Origin of the sequence: Acinetobacter sp. YH16044 (assembly GCF_013417145.1) — a bacterium.
GTDB classification, from domain to species: domain Bacteria; phylum Pseudomonadota; class Gammaproteobacteria; order Pseudomonadales; family Moraxellaceae; genus Acinetobacter; species Acinetobacter amyesii.
The window spans coordinates 1-15,613 of the sequence record NZ_VPEK01000012.1; the positions used below are offsets into that span (position 1 = coordinate 1).

The 15,613-nt window shown below is 41.6% G+C and carries 15 protein-coding genes and 1 pseudogene; 6 read left to right on the plus strand and 10 right to left on the minus strand.

The window, feature by feature from the left end; genetic code table 11:
- The 3 genes and pseudogenes from tuf to rimI form a co-directional block, all read left to right on the plus strand.
- Positions 1–359: pseudogene (gene tuf, locus FTV38_RS08840) on the plus strand (elongation factor Tu); the annotation flags it as partial.
- Positions 360–577: 218 nt separating this feature from the next.
- The gene (locus FTV38_RS08845) at positions 578–1,459 is read left to right on the plus strand and encodes a metal-dependent hydrolase (RefSeq protein ID WP_180022267.1); all 882 of its coding nucleotides are present in this window, start codon (positions 578–580) and stop codon (positions 1,457–1,459) included.
- Positions 1,460–1,576: 117 nt separating this feature from the next.
- Positions 1,577–2,035 (plus strand): ribosomal protein S18-alanine N-acetyltransferase, encoded by a 459-nt coding sequence (gene rimI, locus FTV38_RS08850; protein WP_180022268.1) that lies wholly within the window; start codon positions 1,577–1,579, stop codon positions 2,033–2,035.
- An 85-nt stretch (positions 2,036–2,120) separates the two neighbouring features.
- On the opposite strand, the gene FTV38_RS08855 is transcribed toward rimI, so the two are convergent.
- The 3 genes from FTV38_RS08855 to trxB all read right to left on the minus strand — a co-directional run bounded on the left by FTV38_RS08855 (position 2,121) and on the right by trxB (position 4,754).
- Complete coding sequence (locus FTV38_RS08855) at positions 2,121–2,936, minus strand: arginyltransferase (RefSeq protein WP_078190044.1); 816 nt, start codon at positions 2,934–2,936, stop codon at positions 2,121–2,123.
- 21 nt (positions 2,937–2,957) lie between these two features.
- Positions 2,958–3,689, minus strand: a complete 732-nt coding sequence (gene aat, locus FTV38_RS08860) for a leucyl/phenylalanyl-tRNA--protein transferase (RefSeq protein WP_180010019.1) — start codon at positions 3,687–3,689, stop codon at positions 2,958–2,960.
- Positions 3,690–3,800: 111 nt separating this feature from the next.
- A complete protein-coding gene (gene trxB, locus FTV38_RS08865) occupies positions 3,801–4,754 on the minus strand; it encodes a thioredoxin-disulfide reductase (RefSeq protein WP_111885274.1) in 954 nt (317 codons plus the stop codon).
- A gap of 252 nt (positions 4,755–5,006) precedes the next feature.
- On the opposite strand from trxB, the gene FTV38_RS08870 reads away from it, so the two are divergent.
- The gene (locus FTV38_RS08870) at positions 5,007–8,120 is read left to right on the plus strand and encodes a DNA translocase FtsK (protein WP_180022269.1); all 3,114 of its coding nucleotides are present in this window, start codon (positions 5,007–5,009) and stop codon (positions 8,118–8,120) included.
- 41 nt (positions 8,121–8,161) lie between these two features.
- On the opposite strand, the gene FTV38_RS08875 is transcribed toward FTV38_RS08870, so the two are convergent.
- Positions 8,162–9,058: a LysR family transcriptional regulator gene (locus tag FTV38_RS08875; protein ID WP_180022307.1), complete on the minus strand. Its 897-nt coding sequence runs from the start codon at positions 9,056–9,058 to the stop codon at positions 8,162–8,164.
- Between the two features lie 104 nt (positions 9,059–9,162).
- On the opposite strand from FTV38_RS08875, the gene FTV38_RS08880 reads away from it, so the two are divergent.
- Positions 9,163–10,065 carry an AEC family transporter gene (locus FTV38_RS08880; protein WP_180022270.1) on the plus strand — a complete coding sequence of 301 codons (903 nt, stop codon included), beginning with the start codon at positions 9,163–9,165 and terminating at the stop codon, positions 10,063–10,065.
- Between the two features lie 81 nt (positions 10,066–10,146).
- On the opposite strand, the gene FTV38_RS08885 is transcribed toward FTV38_RS08880, so the two are convergent.
- From FTV38_RS08885 to FTV38_RS08910, 6 genes are all read right to left on the minus strand, one after another.
- A complete protein-coding gene (locus FTV38_RS08885) occupies positions 10,147–10,434 on the minus strand; it encodes a PA4642 family protein (RefSeq protein WP_067766167.1) in 288 nt (95 codons plus the stop codon).
- 288 nt (positions 10,435–10,722) lie between these two features.
- The gene (gene minE, locus FTV38_RS08890) at positions 10,723–10,995 is read right to left on the minus strand and encodes a cell division topological specificity factor MinE (protein WP_078190039.1); all 273 of its coding nucleotides are present in this window, start codon (positions 10,993–10,995) and stop codon (positions 10,723–10,725) included.
- Between the two features lie 2 nt (positions 10,996–10,997).
- Entirely contained in the window at positions 10,998–11,810 is an 813-nt protein-coding gene (minD, locus tag FTV38_RS08895) for a septum site-determining protein MinD (RefSeq protein WP_067670152.1), read from the minus strand.
- Positions 11,811–11,875: 65 nt separating this feature from the next.
- Entirely contained in the window at positions 11,876–12,595 is a 720-nt protein-coding gene (minC, locus tag FTV38_RS08900; protein ID WP_078193110.1) for a septum site-determining protein MinC, read from the minus strand.
- A gap of 125 nt (positions 12,596–12,720) precedes the next feature.
- Positions 12,721–13,785, minus strand: a complete 1,065-nt coding sequence (locus FTV38_RS08905) for a preprotein translocase subunit SecA (RefSeq protein WP_373686255.1) — start codon at positions 13,783–13,785, stop codon at positions 12,721–12,723.
- Positions 13,786–13,801: 16 nt separating this feature from the next.
- The gene (locus FTV38_RS08910; RefSeq protein ID WP_180022271.1) at positions 13,802–14,725 is read right to left on the minus strand and encodes an acyltransferase; all 924 of its coding nucleotides are present in this window, start codon (positions 14,723–14,725) and stop codon (positions 13,802–13,804) included.
- 247 nt (positions 14,726–14,972) lie between these two features.
- Here FTV38_RS08910 and FTV38_RS08915 point away from each other — a divergent pair, with 247 nt between their 5' ends.
- Positions 14,973–15,605 (plus strand): OmpA family protein, encoded by a 633-nt coding sequence (locus FTV38_RS08915; RefSeq protein ID WP_078193108.1) that lies wholly within the window; start codon positions 14,973–14,975, stop codon positions 15,603–15,605.
- Positions 15,606–15,613 lie beyond the last annotated feature (8 nt).

Genomic DNA, 15,613 nt, shown 5'->3' on the forward strand with positions numbered 1-15,613 from the left:
GTGTTCTTCTACGTGGTACTAAACGTGAAGACGTTCAACGTGGTCAAGTACTTGCTAAACCAGGTACAATCAAACCGCATACTAAATTCGACGCAGAAGTATACGTACTTTCTAAAGACGAAGGTGGCCGTCATACTCCATTCCTTAACGGTTACCGTCCACAGTTCTACTTCCGTACAACTGACGTAACTGGTGCGATCGCGCTTAAAGAAGGCGTTGAAATGGTTATGCCTGGTGACAACGTAGAAATGTCAGTAGAATTAATCCACCCAATCGCAATGGACGCTGGCTTACGCTTTGCGATCCGTGAAGGTGGCCGTACAGTTGGTGCTGGTGTAGTTTCTAAAGTAACTGCATAATCACTAAATGTGTGTAAAAAAGCGCCTCTTTGAGGCGCTTTTTTTTATGCTTATTCAATGTGATAGGGGAAATTGTCTGACAATATTTTTTAAAGCTGTCCTTTAGTGATAATTCACTGTCCTTAACTGAAATAATTACGCTTCAATAAAACCGTAATATGAACTCAAGAAAACCAATAAAAAGTTTGAGTATTTAATAACTCAAAAAGGAGTTAGGCATGAACGCTAAAGTAAAGATTACTAATCGAGCAGGTGCAAGTTTCCCTGTACGTCGCATGAATTTTGAATTTGATGCAGTACCAGAGTATTGGATGAACGGCTCAGCTGGTTTGACACATTTTATGACCGCATTATCTGCTTTATTTCCAGCGGGTGAAATGTTCTTTATTGATAGTGTGCGTGCCGTACGTAAACACCCAGCGATCGCAAACAATGAAGCCTTACAAAAAGAAATTAGTGCTTTCATTGGTCAGGAAGCCATGCATACGCAAGAGCATGAAGGCTTCAATGCTTATGCACAAAAATACGGTCATGATGTCGAAACGCTTGATAAGGCAACGGGTCGAGTTATCCAAGGCGTGCGCAAAGTCTTTGCACGTATTGGTAAACCTGTTGGTATTACTCAAGAAATGGTGGATCTAACCGCAACTACGGCACTTGAGCATTTCACTGCAACGATTGCTTCACAGTTATTGGTTAACCCACATATTCAAGCTTTAATGACAGATGAAACCATGAAAAATATGTGGTTGTGGCATGCGATTGAAGAAAATGAACATAAAGCCGTGGCTTATGATGTTTTTGAAGGTGTCTTTGGTCAGGGGATTAAGGCCTACGCACTCCGTACAGGTTCATTGATTGGCGCAATGGTGACTTTATTCTTCGTACAAAGCTACTTTGTTGCTCGTTTATTAAAAGAAGATAACAAGCTTAATTTTGAAGCATTAAAAGATATTTATACCTATGGTTATAGCCCTTCAAAAGGCATCATCACTGGTATGGGTAAAGAAATGCTGATGTATTTTAAACCTGGTTTTCACCCGAATGATTTAGATACTTCAGGTTTATTAAAAACGTGGAAAGCATATTTGGGTCTCTAATCACAGCGCTGTGGTGACTTTTTGAGAAGGGCGATGTAAATCGCTCTTTTTTTTATTCAACTTTAGAGGCAAACTTTTTATAATGCGCATACCCTAGCTATAGAAAGATAAACGAAGATGATTCGTTTGATGCAAGACGCTGATGTACAGCAGGTTTACGATATCGAGCGCCGCGTACAAAGCCATCCTTGGACCATAAAACAATTTCAAGAATCGATTGCTGCCTATCAAAGTACGGTGATTGAGCGACAAGGAAAAGTTGTAGGTTTTTGCATTTTACAACCCGTTTTAGATGAAGCAAATTTGCTGTTGATGGCGATCGATCCGAGCCAGCAAGGCAAAGGATTAGGTTTTCAATTGCTCGATGAATCTATTGCCTTACTCAAAAATAACCCCATTCAAATCTTCTTGGAAGTGCGTGAAGGTAATCAACCTGCGATCCGTTTATATGAAAAAGCTGATTTTCACCAAATCGATTTGCGAAAGAATTATTATCCAAATGCCGATGGAACACGAGAACATGCCATTATTATGGTGAAAGCTTGTGGTGATGATTTTGCAGCTTTATTTAAATAAAAGCGGTGAAGCGTGATCAGATTTAAAGAAAGCATTCGTGAATAAACGGATGCTTTTTTATTGAATATCTTTTGTTTGATCCCTTTTATTTAATAATAGGATTGTTCCAACCTGAAGGTAAGGTGGTCATCAGGGAATCCCCCAGTTGGCTAATTTCTTCTTGGGTCAGTGGTCGGTTGAGTCGACGCCATTGTCCATCAAGCAGAAGTTCCAGTGGAATGTACTGAGATTTATAATTCATTTTTTGCGAATCGGGCACCCAATAGCCCAAGTAGACATATTGCAGTCCAAGCTTTTGTGCATGCTCGATTTGTTTCAGAATGGCAAAAGTCCCTAGTGAGCGACGGCTTTCATCAGGATCAAAAAAGGTATATACCGCTGAAATACCATCATCGAGGGGATCACAGGTAGATACACTGATTAGTTGCTCATCTAGCCACAGCTCTAAAAAGAAACTGTCAGTGCAGCTATTAATTAAAAATTTTTCAAATTGATCTTGGCTAGGTGGGTACATATCACCATCAGCATGCCGCTCATTAATGTAGCGTTCGTACAGCGCATAATGCTTTGCATCGGCATCTTGAGGGCGGCTAATTTTCACCGTTAAATCTTGATTCCGTTTCCACGCTTTTTTTTGCACGCTGTTCATTTGAAATTCATGAACAGGAACGCGAGAGGACAAACATTGGCGACAAAGATGACATTCAGGGCGATAGACAAAATCACCACTACGACGAAAACCCATGCGGGAAAGTTCAGATAATGTGACCACATCAATACGATGGACAGGATCAAGAAAGACCATCCGAGCAGATTTATTTTCTAAGTAGCTACAATCATGCGGAGGCGTGATGTAGTACTGTAATTCGTTCAACAGGGACTTCGGTTGATAGGAATTCATCGTAATATCCCTCTTTTATTGTCATGCGCTGAGACTCGCCCATTGCGCTATTGTTTTACTTGAAAATACACTGTCCTGATACTTTTTCCAATCGATTGATGGTTGTTTAACAACATCTTGTAACGAATTAAGGTATTGTTGGCGAGAAAGTGTACTCGCCCCTAAGCTTAAGAGGTGATCGTTGACCAATTGGCAATCAATCCATGGCAACTGATTCTCTTGCCCGATGAGCATTAAGGTGTAAAACGCCATTTTAGAGACATCTGTTCGTGTACTGAACATAGACTCACCAAAGCAGCCATGGCCAATATTGACGCCATAGAGGCCTCCGACAACAGTCTCATTTTCCCAAACTTCAATGCTATAAGCATAGCCTGCTTCAAATAGCGCAGAATATCCCTGAATGATATCTTCTGAAATCCATGTTTCATTGGCATAACTACGTGGCAGTGAACATGAGAGAATCACAGTTTCAAACGCACGATTAATGGTGATCTTATAGTCCATTTTTTTCATGCTGCGTAATAACGATTTGCTCGGATGATAGTCCTGCGGTCGAATAATGCAGCGGGGTTCAGGACACCACCAACAAATCGGATCACCTTCACTGAACCATGGGAAAAGACCGTGACTATAGGCTTCAAACAGTGTGGAAGGGGAGAGGTCAGCACCGATGCAAATTAAGCCTTCACCTTCGGGATCGCATTCAACAGGATCGGGGAAAGTAAATTCAGAAGGAGGGAGTATCGGCATGCCAAGCTTCTTATTGAGGTACACGGATATTTATCATACATAAAAAAGCCGACCATCAGGTCGGCTAATTTTTTAAAATTATTTAGCTAAGCAAATGAATGAAGCAAAAGATTATTCGCCGAGTGCATCAAGGTATTTTTCAGCATCGAGTGCAGCCATACAGCCTGAACCTGCAGAAGTAATCGCTTGACGGTAGATACTATCGGCAATATCACCCGCAGCAAATACACCGGGAATAGACGTTTGTGTTGCGTTACCTGCGGTGCCACTTTGAACTTGGATGTAGCCGTCACGTAAGTTTAATTGGCCTTCAAAAATACCGCTGTTTGGTTTGTGACCAATAGCCACAAACATACCAGTGACATCAACATTTTGAGTTGAATCATCTTGCGTAGATTTAATACGTACAGAAGTCACACCCGTCGTATCACCAATCACTTCATCCACTTGGTGATTCCAGATGATGCTGATTTTACCTTCTTTTTCTTTTGCAAAAAGATGATCTTGCAGAATTTTCTCTGATCGTAAAGTGTCGCGACGGTGTACAAGAGTGACATGAGAAGCAATGTTTGAAAGATAAAGCGCTTCTTCCACAGCAGTATTACCGCCCCCGACAACCATTACTTTTTGGTTTTTGTAGAAGAAACCATCACAAGTTGCGCAAGCACTTACACCTTGACCCATAAATGCAGCTTCAGATTCAAGACCTAAGTATTGCGCAGTTGCACCTGTACAAATAATCAATGCATCACAAGTGAACTCTTCCATATCGCCTTTAAGTACGAATGGACGAACATTGAGGTCAACTTCGTTGATATGGTCATACACTATTTCTGTGCCAAAACGTTCAGCATGCGCTTGCATTTGTTCCATTAGGGCAGGGCCTGTTAAACCTTCTGCACCACCTGGCCAGTTGTCTACTTCTGTCGTTGTAGTCAATTGACCGCCTAATTGAATACCTGCGATGAGTGTCGGTTTCAGGTTCGCACGGGCAGCGTATACCGCAGCGCTATAACCTGCAGGACCAGAACCTAAAATAATTAGACGTGAGTGACGAGCGCTCATCCGTAGAATCCTTTTTTTATATGATAATTTGTGGAATTATACGTCAAAGTTTGAAACGATTGTGTGAGATTAAAGTCGATATTATTGATCATCGAAATCGTTTTGAGCTATATACAATAAAGTTAACAACTATACTTAAATTATCTTGCATCTTTTTTATTGAACAGGTGCATAATAACAGGTTTAGATTCAGCCCATTTTGTTGTGGGTAATGACAAAAACATTCATGAAGAATTGGTTACAGGAACGTATATGACAGCGGTGTCGGGTGCATATGCACAGCGCTTAATAATGACATTATTCCTTGTTTCATTTGGGATATATCTGTTCCTTGCAACAGTCACATATACGCCATTTGATCCGGGATGGATGCATTTATCCAGTGATACTCAGCAAGTTTCAAATGCCAGCGGCGTCGCAGGCGCATGGATAGCTGACTTACTCTATGGATTTTTAGGTTGGGCAAGTCTGCTGATACCTGTCTATTTATTTCTCGAAGCAATTCAAGTCTGGTGGCCACGTAGTTTTCTAAACCGTCCATTTCGCTATGCCGCTCAGTTCTTTATTTTACTGGCAACTTCAAGTTTACTTTTCCTATTTTGGAATGTTCCCGAAGATACTTTAGAAAATGCATCGGGCGGGATTATTGGTTATGAACTGGGTCAAAGTCTTGAACAAATTTTAACGGTCTATGGTGCAGCAATATTTCTTATTGCATTTTGGATCATGTTGTTCACTTTGGCCTTTGGCATCAAGTGGAATAAGACATGGGCAACCATGAAATCGACACCGGCTTATCTCCAAGATTTGTTCTATCGCAATGTCCCTGAAGGAGATACTGCTTTTGACCGTACCGTACCAACGACTAAAAAAGAGAGTGCTGCTGCGCATGCATCAAAAGTGATTGCACCAGTCACACCCGCCCATGAGCATCATGCTGTAGAGGTTGACCCTGTAGTACGTGATCGTGTTGCTGAGCGTTTATTTGATGATATTGCTGATAAAGAATGTGCAGACAAAGAAGGCAATGCACAGCATTTATCTACGGTAAATTCGCCGGAGACTGCTACACCATCCGATGAAGATTTTGAACATACTTTGGAGAAAGTGCGTCAGCTTGAGCAAGATCAACAACGTGTTGTTGCGACGGGAGAGGTTTGGCGTGCCTTGCATTCAAATGATGACCAACGGCACAAACAAGATATTGATGCTTTACTGAAAGCTGCAGAAGAAGAGCAGCCTGCCAATCAAACTGAATATTTCAACAAAGCAGCAGATGTGCATTTGACTTCTCCGACAGAAGCGGCGCCGGCAGTTAAAAAATCAGTGGATTGGGATGATGATGAAATCTTCGATGAGCTGTTAGCCGCTGTTCCAAATGGTAAAACAGCGACTGATGTGCATAGCCCATTTAATACAGCACAAAGTGAAAGTCCTGCAACGCATTCAAATGATTTTGCAACAGGTACTACTGCAACTGTTGTAGGATTAGGTGTGGCAGCTGCACAAACGACAACGCTCACCACACCGAAAAATATCGGTGCTGAAGCTGAATTTAATGATCTCGATGATTTGCTGGTTGAAGAAGCAGAGCGAGCAATAGAACAGTCACAACCGGTTCGTACAACCAGTAGTTATGCGCAATCTACGCCTTTGGTTCGTGCTGAAATCAATACGCAGCCACAGACTTTTATATCTGACGATGAAAAAGCCTTAATCAGCTCGAATAAAGATGCTTTCCGTGAAGTATGGCAAGAAACAGCAGGTAAGCCTGAAGACATCGATTTAGATCTCGAAGATGATTTTGACTTTGATGCGCCTTTAACCGATGCCTCTGGTCGTCCAATGTCTCGTGCGATGCAAGTGGCACAAAAACGTTTGGATTTACCGACTTTGCCGGGATTGGAAATATTAGATCCTGTAGATCCGAATAAGAAAGTTAATTTTACCGCAGAGCAATTGTCTCGCTTGTCTGAACTTTTAGAAATTAAGCTGCAAGAGTTTAATGTCAAAGCTAAAGTTGTAGAAGCACAGCCGGGCCCTGTCGTGACACGTTTTGAACTAGATTTGGCACCCGGTGTAAAAGCATCGAAAGTGACCAATATTTCACGTGACTTGGCACGCTCAATGTCTATGGCTTCTGTACGTGTGGTGGAAGTTATTCCGGGTAAACCGTATATCGGGATTGAAGTCCCAAATAGTTCACGTGAAATGGTTCGTCTTATTGAGCTGTTAGAAACGCCGGCATACCGTGATCCAAATGCCTTACTTAGTATGGCGATGGGTAAAGACATTTCCGGTAATCCTGTCTTGGCTGATTTGGCGAAAGCGCCGCATATGTTGGTGGCAGGTACTACGGGTTCTGGTAAGTCAGTCGCAGTAAATGCCATGTTGCTATCGATGTTGTTGAAATATACACCTGAGCAATTGCGACTTATTATGATTGACCCGAAACAGTTGGAACTTGCCAACTATAACGATATTCCACATTTATTAACGCCTGTTGTAACTGACATGAAAGATGCGGTGAGTGCATTGAACTGGTGTGTGAATGAAATGGAGCGTCGTTATAAGCTGATGTCTTTGATGAAAGTGCGTAAGCTGACTGACTTTAACCGCAAAATTGAAGAAGCAATGGCCAACGGGGAAGATCTCATCGATCCAACTTGGAAGCCAGATGACTCTGCAACCCAAAGTCGTGCGCCACGTTTACAGCCTATGCCGTTGATCGTAATTGTTGCCGACGAATTTGCCGACATGATCATGCAAGTGGGTAAAAAAGCTGAAGAAATGATTACCCGTCTTGCACAAAAATCACGTGCAGCAGGGATTCATTTGCTGTTGGCGACGCAGCGTCCAACCGTAGATGTAGTGACAGGTTTGATCAAAGCCAATATTCCAACGCGTGCTGCGCTACGTGTCAACAGTAAACTGGATTCACGTACTATCTTAGACGCTGGTGGTGCGGAAGACTTACTGGGCCATGGTGATATGTTATTCCTCGGACCGGGGAAAATTGAACCTGAACGGGTACATGGCGCGTTTATTTCAGACGATGAAGTGAACCGTATTTGTGATGCATGGCGTGAGCGCGGTGAACCGAATTATGTCGATGAAATCCTCACGCCTTATGATGAAGAGCCGACATCTCGCGGTTTTGAAGATGGTGATGGCGGATCAGATCGAGATGCTTTGTATGACCAATGCGTTAGCTTTGTACTGGAAACTCGTAAAGCTTCTACTTCTTCGCTGCAACGTAAATTTAGCCTCGGTTATAACCGTGCTGCACGTATCATCGACCAAATGGAAGAAAATGGTATCGTAAGTAGTATGGGGCCAAATGGTAAACGAGATATCTTGGTCTAAGTCCTAAAACAAAAAACCTGCTTCGGCAGGTTTTTTTATTTTTAGATTGAGAACCTATCTTGGTAGAACATGGACTGGGCCAGTTCGATAAAGGCTTTGCAGGCAGGGCTCATAAGTTTTTGATTTTTTACGGCGAGTCCAATCTGCCGTTGGGTATTTGGAAAGAGTGGACGTTTAACCACATGTGGATGCAACGCCAACAGCTCAGTAGGCATCGCCATATCTGCAACAATAGCAATCCCTTCCTGTAAATTCACCATGTTTAAAATGGTTAACAGTTGCGACATTTGATAGGTAATTTTAGGTTGTATGTAGTGTTGTTTAAGCAGTTTTTCGACATGGGACTGGCTGCCTGCACGGGTCATAATAAAGGGGTAATTTTGCAGGTCTTGGATATCTAAATGACTGTGTTTGGAAACTGAATAACTATCTGGAATCAAGGCAATGAAAATGTCTTGAATTAAGGGGAAGGTGAACAGTTGCGGCTTAGGGAGTACGGCAAAACCAACATCAATCTGACGTTCAGAAATCCAACGAGACACTTCTGCATCGGTACCTTCTTCGACATAGATCTCAATGTGTGGATAGCGCTCTCTATATGCCTTTAATAGCTCTGGAAGCAGATGAATCGAACTAGAAGAACCAAAAGAGCCAATTCTCAGCGTTCCTTGTTGAATACCATGTGCGGCATGCACTTCTTGTTGCATGATTTGCGTTGTATTGAGTACTTCCTTTGCGTGTAGTAGAAGTTGTTGGCCGATATGTGTTAGGGCAATAGCGCCTTGTTCACGGCTAAATAAGCTGACATTCCAATGTTGCTCTAAACACTTTAGGGCATGAGAGACAGCTGACTGAGTAATTCCCAGCTGTCGAGCAGCGAGAGTAAAGCTTTGTTGTTCTGCGACTTTAATAAAAATTTCAAGCTGAGAAAATGTCATCGCCATGAGTAATTACTCATTTTGTTATGAGTCTAGATGAGGATTATATTGTGCTACATAAATGGTTAAAGATGAAATAGCTTGTTTATTTCAAGGCGTACAGCATGAATATCGTCGTCGCATTGTTTCCCCTCGTTGCATTAATCGCGATGGGCTATGTGCTTAAATACACACAGTTTGTTCAGGATGAATTTTGGGCAAATTCAGAAAAACTTAATTACTACGTTTTATTTCCTGTGCTGCTTTTTTTGAATGTATCAGCCGTGCAATTGGATATGAACACCGTTTCACGAATGTTGACAGTACTGGTTGCGGGCACCTGTTTGATCAGCATTGTATTGTGGGGGATCAAGCAGTTTATGCATATCCCCGTGCAGCGTTTTGGCGTGTATATCCAAAGTCATATCCGTTTTAATACCTATATTGGTTTATCCCTTATGGGCGCTTTATTTGGCTCCACAGGCATGCAGATGTTTGCCATGTTAATTGCCGTTGCAGTGCCCTTAGTCAATATTATTTCAGTATTGGCCTTCTCAAATTTAAGTGTGAAGCAATTGAGGCAGACCTGTCAGTCAATCGCAAAAAATCCCTTAATTTTAGGCTGTGTTGTAGGGGTGTTGTTTAATTTATCAGGCTTGAGTCTATTTAAAGGCTTACCTGAATTATTAAAAATATTGGCGGCAATGAGTTTACCTTTGGGTTTATTGTCTGTGGGAGCGGCATTACAGTTTCAGCAGATGCGTGCAGATGTACGTCGTCTGAGTTTAAATACGATTGGGCGATTAGTTTTAATGCCGAGTTTGGCTTATGTGATAAGTAGTTGTCTTGGTTTAACTGATTTTGAACGGATAATTTTAGTGGTATTTTTTGCTTTGCCGACTGCATCATCGTCCTATATTTTAACGCGCTATTATCAAGGTGATTCACAACTGATGGCGGCCATTATTAGTGTACAAACCATTGGTTTTGGCTTGATGTTTCCATTGCTCATGTTGATCGTGCATTAATCATGCTGAAATACTATCACGCTGATTTTAAATAAGATAAAAAAAGCCCACATCATGCGGGCTTTTTTTTGTTACTCGAAATTAAGCAAATTTTGCCAATACTTCGAGGAAACCTGCGCTTTGACGTGGGTATTGAGCAATCACGTCATGAATACGCTGACCTTCAGGATTAGTTGCGTTCACATCACGGCCATCGGCAACGAATTGAGTCAAAAGACGCTCATAGTCATTTGGACGCATATGTTTGAAAGCATGGTAAAGCACGTGAAAGTCGCCATTCACTCCTTCAGGAGGAAGCTGAGTAAGGTAGGCAAATACACGCTCATCTGACCATTCTTCGTTGAACGTTGCTGGCTGAGATAATGCCATCGCAATCTCCTTGCTGGTTTAAAAATACAAAAAGGCAAATATGAGTACGCAAGTAAAATAGTTTTATTCGCCGTCTCTAAGTTAAGCGACTCATTTTATGGTTGGATCAAAAGTTATTTTTTTTATCCCGTTTACTCGAAGCAAAGCTTTTGATCTAACAAAGGAATAAAACTAATCCAGCCCACTCGAAGCAAAGCTTCTCATCTTGCGGCTGGGTAAAGCAGCGCTTTACTGATCCAGCCTCACATTTTGCCTTGATTCAATTTACTTGGCTAATCAGAATTCAGATTAACGTTCTTCAGGCAAATTGATATTCATTTCAAGCATTTCAATATTCGCTTCAGAACGAACAGACATTTGAATATGTTGCTCATCTACACCACGAACATAGCGGTTTACCACTTGCATGATTTCTTTTTTCATCATGTCAATCTTGTCTTGGCTTAAGCGTTTACCTAAACCATTTTCAGACGCTACGATAACTTTTAAACGGTCTTTTGCCGTTTGTGCGCTTGACGGTTTCTCGTCGCTGCTAAAAAGTTTGCTCCAGAATCCTGCCATGATTACGCTCCAAATAGACGTGCTAACCAACCCTTAGGTTTTACCGTAATGTGACGGTAAGGGCGCTCTTCACCAAGGAAACGTGCAACAAGGTCATCATACGCTTGGCCAGCCGCTTCTTCTGTAAACAAAATCACTGGTTTACCTTCGTTTGATGCTTGTAGAACGCTTTTACATTCAGGAATAACACCTAAAGTCGGTACGCGTAAAATATCTTTTGAAATGTCATCAATCGTCAACATCTCTTGCTTATCCGCACGTTCTGGATTGAAACGTGTAATACAGAGATGCTTACGGATACGACCTTCGTTTTGTTCTACTTTTTTGGTTTTGCTGTCGAGCATCCCAATAATACGGTCAGAGTCACGTACCGAAGAAATTTCTGGGTTCGTCACAATGATCGCTTCATCAGCATGATACATTGCTAAAATTGCACCACGTTCGATACCCGCAGGTGAGTCACAAATGATGTAATCGAACTCTTGAGAAAGTTCGTCCATTACACGAGCTACACCTTCATCTGTTAACGCGTCTTTATCACGTGTTTGAGATGCTGGCAAAATGTAGAGATTTTCAATATCTTTATCGCGAATAAGCGCTTGTTGTAATCGAGCTTCGTTATTCAATACGTTTACAAAGTCATATACAACGCGGCGTTCACAGCCCATGATCAAGTCAAGGTTACGTAAACCCACATCAAAGTCGATCACAACAGTTTTGTGGCCGCGAAGGGCTAAACCTGTTGCAAAAGATGCGCTTGTAGTTGTTTTACCTACGCCACCTTTACCTGATGTTACGACAACAATTTTCGCCACCGAATCCACTCCTGTTATGGTTTAAATCCCCTTTTTTAATTAGGGGTTTGGTGATTATTTATACATTAAAATTGCAAAGCTTCAAATACTAGCTCTTGCTGGTCATTCAAATAAATATGTACTGGCTGTTTGACCACATGAGGTGGAATATCATCAGCGACACAGTAAGTCCCTGCAATTGAAACTAATTCAGCTTCTAATGAATGACAGAAAATACGTGCAGCCGTGTTCCCACCAGCTCCGGCAATGACTCTACCACGAGCACTACCATAAATATGTATATTTCCTGAAGCAATTACTTCTGAACCGCTATTAATACCAGCATTAATAATGATATCGCCATGGTCTTGGACTAAACATTGACCTGTACGCAAGATTTCATTGTGATACGACGTAGCATGACGAATGGTCGGTACTTCGACTGCAGCAATTTTATCTTCGGTTTTTTCTTCTGCAGGCGCGGGCTCTTCAACCACTTGTTCGCGTGTCGGTTTAACTTGTTGTAGTTTACGATCTGCAGGAACCACGGGAAATTGGATGGCACGCGCTTGGTCAGATAGCGGACCTTCAGTGACACCAATGGGTTGAATTTCAATACTAATAAGCAGTTGAATCAGTGCAATTAGTTCTTGATCAACCGTACTTTCAATCACGGCTAATGTTCCGGGTGGAAAAGCCTTTTGGAACATTGGAGTAAGTTGCTGGCGGATCGCATCATGATCATTGGTATCGAGGTGAATGCGAATCGCATTGACCATTTTGCCTTTTATCCGTATATCAGCCATATTGAATCCTTGAGACTTCTAACTATTACTTTTGTGCCGAAGTAGTTATGTTGTAAATAGAGCAAATCCTAGAACAATTTGCATGAATACTCTAGCGGAGTTCGCAATTATTTTTGACTAAGTGTTTATTCTGTAGCTTGGTCCTGTTCCTGCATAATCTGCTGCCACTGTTTTACTTTCACTTGCTTACGAATGGCTTCTAGACTTTCAAAAACCGCAGAGCGAACCAACTCATCCAGCTGGGCATTATTTTCGATTTCAATACGGCTAACACGCTGTGAAATGTCTAAATATAGATTGGGTTTTTGAGCCGTCGATGTATTGGGATAAGCCAATGGGGAAATTAAACCTTGGGTAATATTTTCACCCAAACGTTGCCCGATACTTTGAATCTGCTGTTCAATGCGGCTGCCAACGATTGGCACTAAGCGCAATAGCTGCGTGAGTTCTGGGGTATCTTCGATGGCCTGACTGACGATTTGTCCGACATTTTTGGCGATCAATTCACGTTCAGTACGTAGCTCTTTGCTTAAATTTTCTTGCAAAATTTCGGCCAAGACTTGGGTGAATAATTCGCGGTGATGCTGAACGACATTGCTAATCAAATCTTTATGTGTGGTACTGGTGTTTAACTCATGTCTAACCCCATCGAGTACGGTGAGTACCACTCGATCAGCCAATTCTTCCATCACCACACGATAATAAAACAAAGCTTTCTTTTGCCATGCCGATGGCACGATTTGATAGCCCATTTCATACAGTCGATAAGCAATCACGCCCGCACGAAATAAACGCAGGAAACGTAAATGCGGCACAATAGCTAAAATTTCGTACCAATGTATAAACGGGAAGAAGAACCAGCGCTGATGGTGCTTGTTGATGCTAGCAATCGCCCAACGTACCAACAGTTCGACTATCAAAAAGATAATAAACCACGCTTCGGTGGTAATGACCCACGGATGCAAATGTTCACGGTAAAAACTCAGCACATCGGGCAGGTGGATACTGTTAAAGAACCAACTGCCAAGATTGCTCATGAGGAAAAAGTTCATGCATAGGCAGAACAAGTTAAAAACAATAATAAACACCATGAAAATGTCATAAATCAAAAACAGTTTGAATGACCAACTGTTTGGATTGACATGATGATATTTAGATTTCTTGTTTTGCGGCATGCTGTTCTGCGACATAAAAACTTCTTCTTAATTATTCAGTAACTGAGTATTTAGCTTTCATACGAGTAATGAGTTGGTCTTTCTCTGTCCACAGCTCATCCACCCAATGCTGAAATTTTTCACGGAACTCTACGTCATCTTCATAGTTGCCGCCATGCACCCACGTTGGAATTTCAATTTTACGTAAATCCACGGCTATGCGTGGAACTTCACCGAGCCAAAATTCGCCATAACCTGGTGCACCATTTGGATAGACGATGGTCATATCCACGAGAGCATCAACTTGATCCCCTAAAATATTGAGTGCCAGTGCTAAACCACCCGCTTTCGGCTTAAGAAGGTTTTGATACGGTGATTGCTGCTGCACATGTTTTTCAGGGGTAAAGCGAGTGCCTTCCAAATAGTTCAGCAGGGTAAAAGGCTGGCTCAATAACTGTTCACAAGATTTACGCGCTTCTTCCATATCTCGATATTTAAGTTCAGGATTTTTCGCGATTTGTTCTTTGCTATGACGTTTCATCATTGGGAAGCCTAAAATTTTAAAAGCTTGTCCCACAAATGGAATGAAAATGAGCTCCCATTTGGTAAAGAAACGCGTCAGAGGCATACGGGTTAAACCAAAATATTGGTTGACTGTCGTATCGACCCAACTTTGATGATTACAGGTCATGAGATAGCGACCCTGCAAATTTAAGTCGAGGCCTTCATCGATGGTAATGTCCCATTCGGTATTAGGCAGAACATGGTCAATCAGCCAGTTATTGACGGTGAGCCAACTGTTGGTAATTTTTATGTTGGTTTCATCAACCTTTTTTGATTTTTTAAAGAGTTTGGTTAGACCAAGGGCTAGTACAGGAGGACCATGGAAAAAAGTACTGCCTGTCATAACTGAACCGACGGTAAGTCCTTTGCTAATTTTTTTTAGTGTCGGTTGCTTATTTGTTTGAGATGACATATAAAAAGTCCTAGCGGAAATTGTCCAAATAATGATTGATTCTAATAAATATAGTTCGAGTTGATTAAATAAAAAAGGGCATCTGCAGAACTGTGAAGAAATTGTGATGGAATTAACAAATAAATCTCGTATTCATATTACAAATTGTAACTAAACGTTTTATTATTAACAAAAAATCAATGGTTCAGCCATTTGTTTTACTTCATCATTTCAACCATACAACAAAACACAAAGAAGGAGGCATGCAATGCGTGCACTAGTAATTTCGGCAGTAGTTGGGGCAATGGCACTTACTGGTTGTCAAAACATGGAATATGACAAAGCAGCAATCGGTACTGGTCTAGGTGCTCTTTTAGGCGCTGGTATTGCTTATTCTAATGCTGATAAAGACAAAATGGGTCAAGCAGCTGCAATTGGTGCTGTAGTTGGTGGTGGTGCAGGTCTTCTTCTTGATAAGAAAGAAAAACGTCTTAAACAAGAATTGGCTGGTACTGGTGTTGACGTAGGTCGTAATCCAGATGGTTCGATCAACCTTGTTATGCCATCAGTAACTTTCGCAACTAACTCTTCAACTATTCAATCTCAGTTCCAATCTGCGTTGAATGACGTTGCTAAAGTATTGCGTGAAGACGGTACTGCAAACAAACTTGCAATCGTTGTACATGGTCACACAGACAACACTGGTACTGATGCGATCAACAACCCACTTTCTCAAAACCGTGCAAACTCAGTGAAAAACTACCTAGCGTCTCAAGGTATTTCTTCAACTCGTATTACTGCACGTGGTTACGGTTCAACTTCTCCAGTAGCGGATAACTCAACTGCTGCAGGTCGTGAACAAAACCGTCGCGTAGAAATCTCAGTTTACGAAACTAAATAAGTTTTAGT

Bases quoted from the DNA above. Each gene is read 5' to 3' on its own strand.
- rimI (WP_180022268.1), top strand. From the start codon at position 1,577: ATGATTCGTTTGATGCAAGACGCTGATGTACAGCAGGTTTACGATATC.
- aat (WP_180010019.1), bottom strand. From the start codon at position 3,689: ATGCCGATACTCCCTCCTTCTGAATTTACTTTCCCCGATCCTGTTGAA.
- minC (WP_078193110.1), bottom strand. From the start codon at position 12,595: ATGGCTGATATACGGATAAAAGGCAAAATGGTCAATGCGATTCGCATT.
- trxB (WP_111885274.1), bottom strand. From the start codon at position 4,754: ATGAGCGCTCGTCACTCACGTCTAATTATTTTAGGTTCTGGTCCTGCA.
- FTV38_RS08870 (WP_180022269.1), top strand. From the start codon at position 5,007: ATGACAGCGGTGTCGGGTGCATATGCACAGCGCTTAATAATGACATTA.
- FTV38_RS08885 (WP_067766167.1), bottom strand. From the start codon at position 10,434: ATGGCATTATCTCAGCCAGCAACGTTCAACGAAGAATGGTCAGATGAG.
- FTV38_RS08855 (WP_078190044.1), bottom strand. From the start codon at position 2,936: ATGAATTCCTATCAACCGAAGTCCCTGTTGAACGAATTACAGTACTAC.
- FTV38_RS08905 (WP_373686255.1), bottom strand. From the start codon at position 13,785: ATGTCGCAGAACAGCATGCCGCAAAACAAGAAATCTAAATATCATCAT.
- FTV38_RS08910 (WP_180022271.1), bottom strand. From the start codon at position 14,725: ATGTCATCTCAAACAAATAAGCAACCGACACTAAAAAAAATTAGCAAA.
- FTV38_RS08880 (WP_180022270.1), top strand. From the start codon at position 9,163: ATGAATATCGTCGTCGCATTGTTTCCCCTCGTTGCATTAATCGCGATG.
- minE (WP_078190039.1), bottom strand. From the start codon at position 10,995: ATGGCAGGATTCTGGAGCAAACTTTTTAGCAGCGACGAGAAACCGTCA.
- FTV38_RS08845 (WP_180022267.1), top strand. From the start codon at position 578: ATGAACGCTAAAGTAAAGATTACTAATCGAGCAGGTGCAAGTTTCCCT.
- FTV38_RS08875 (WP_180022307.1), bottom strand. From the start codon at position 9,058: ATGACATTTTCTCAGCTTGAAATTTTTATTAAAGTCGCAGAACAACAA.
- FTV38_RS08915 (WP_078193108.1), top strand. From the start codon at position 14,973: ATGCGTGCACTAGTAATTTCGGCAGTAGTTGGGGCAATGGCACTTACT.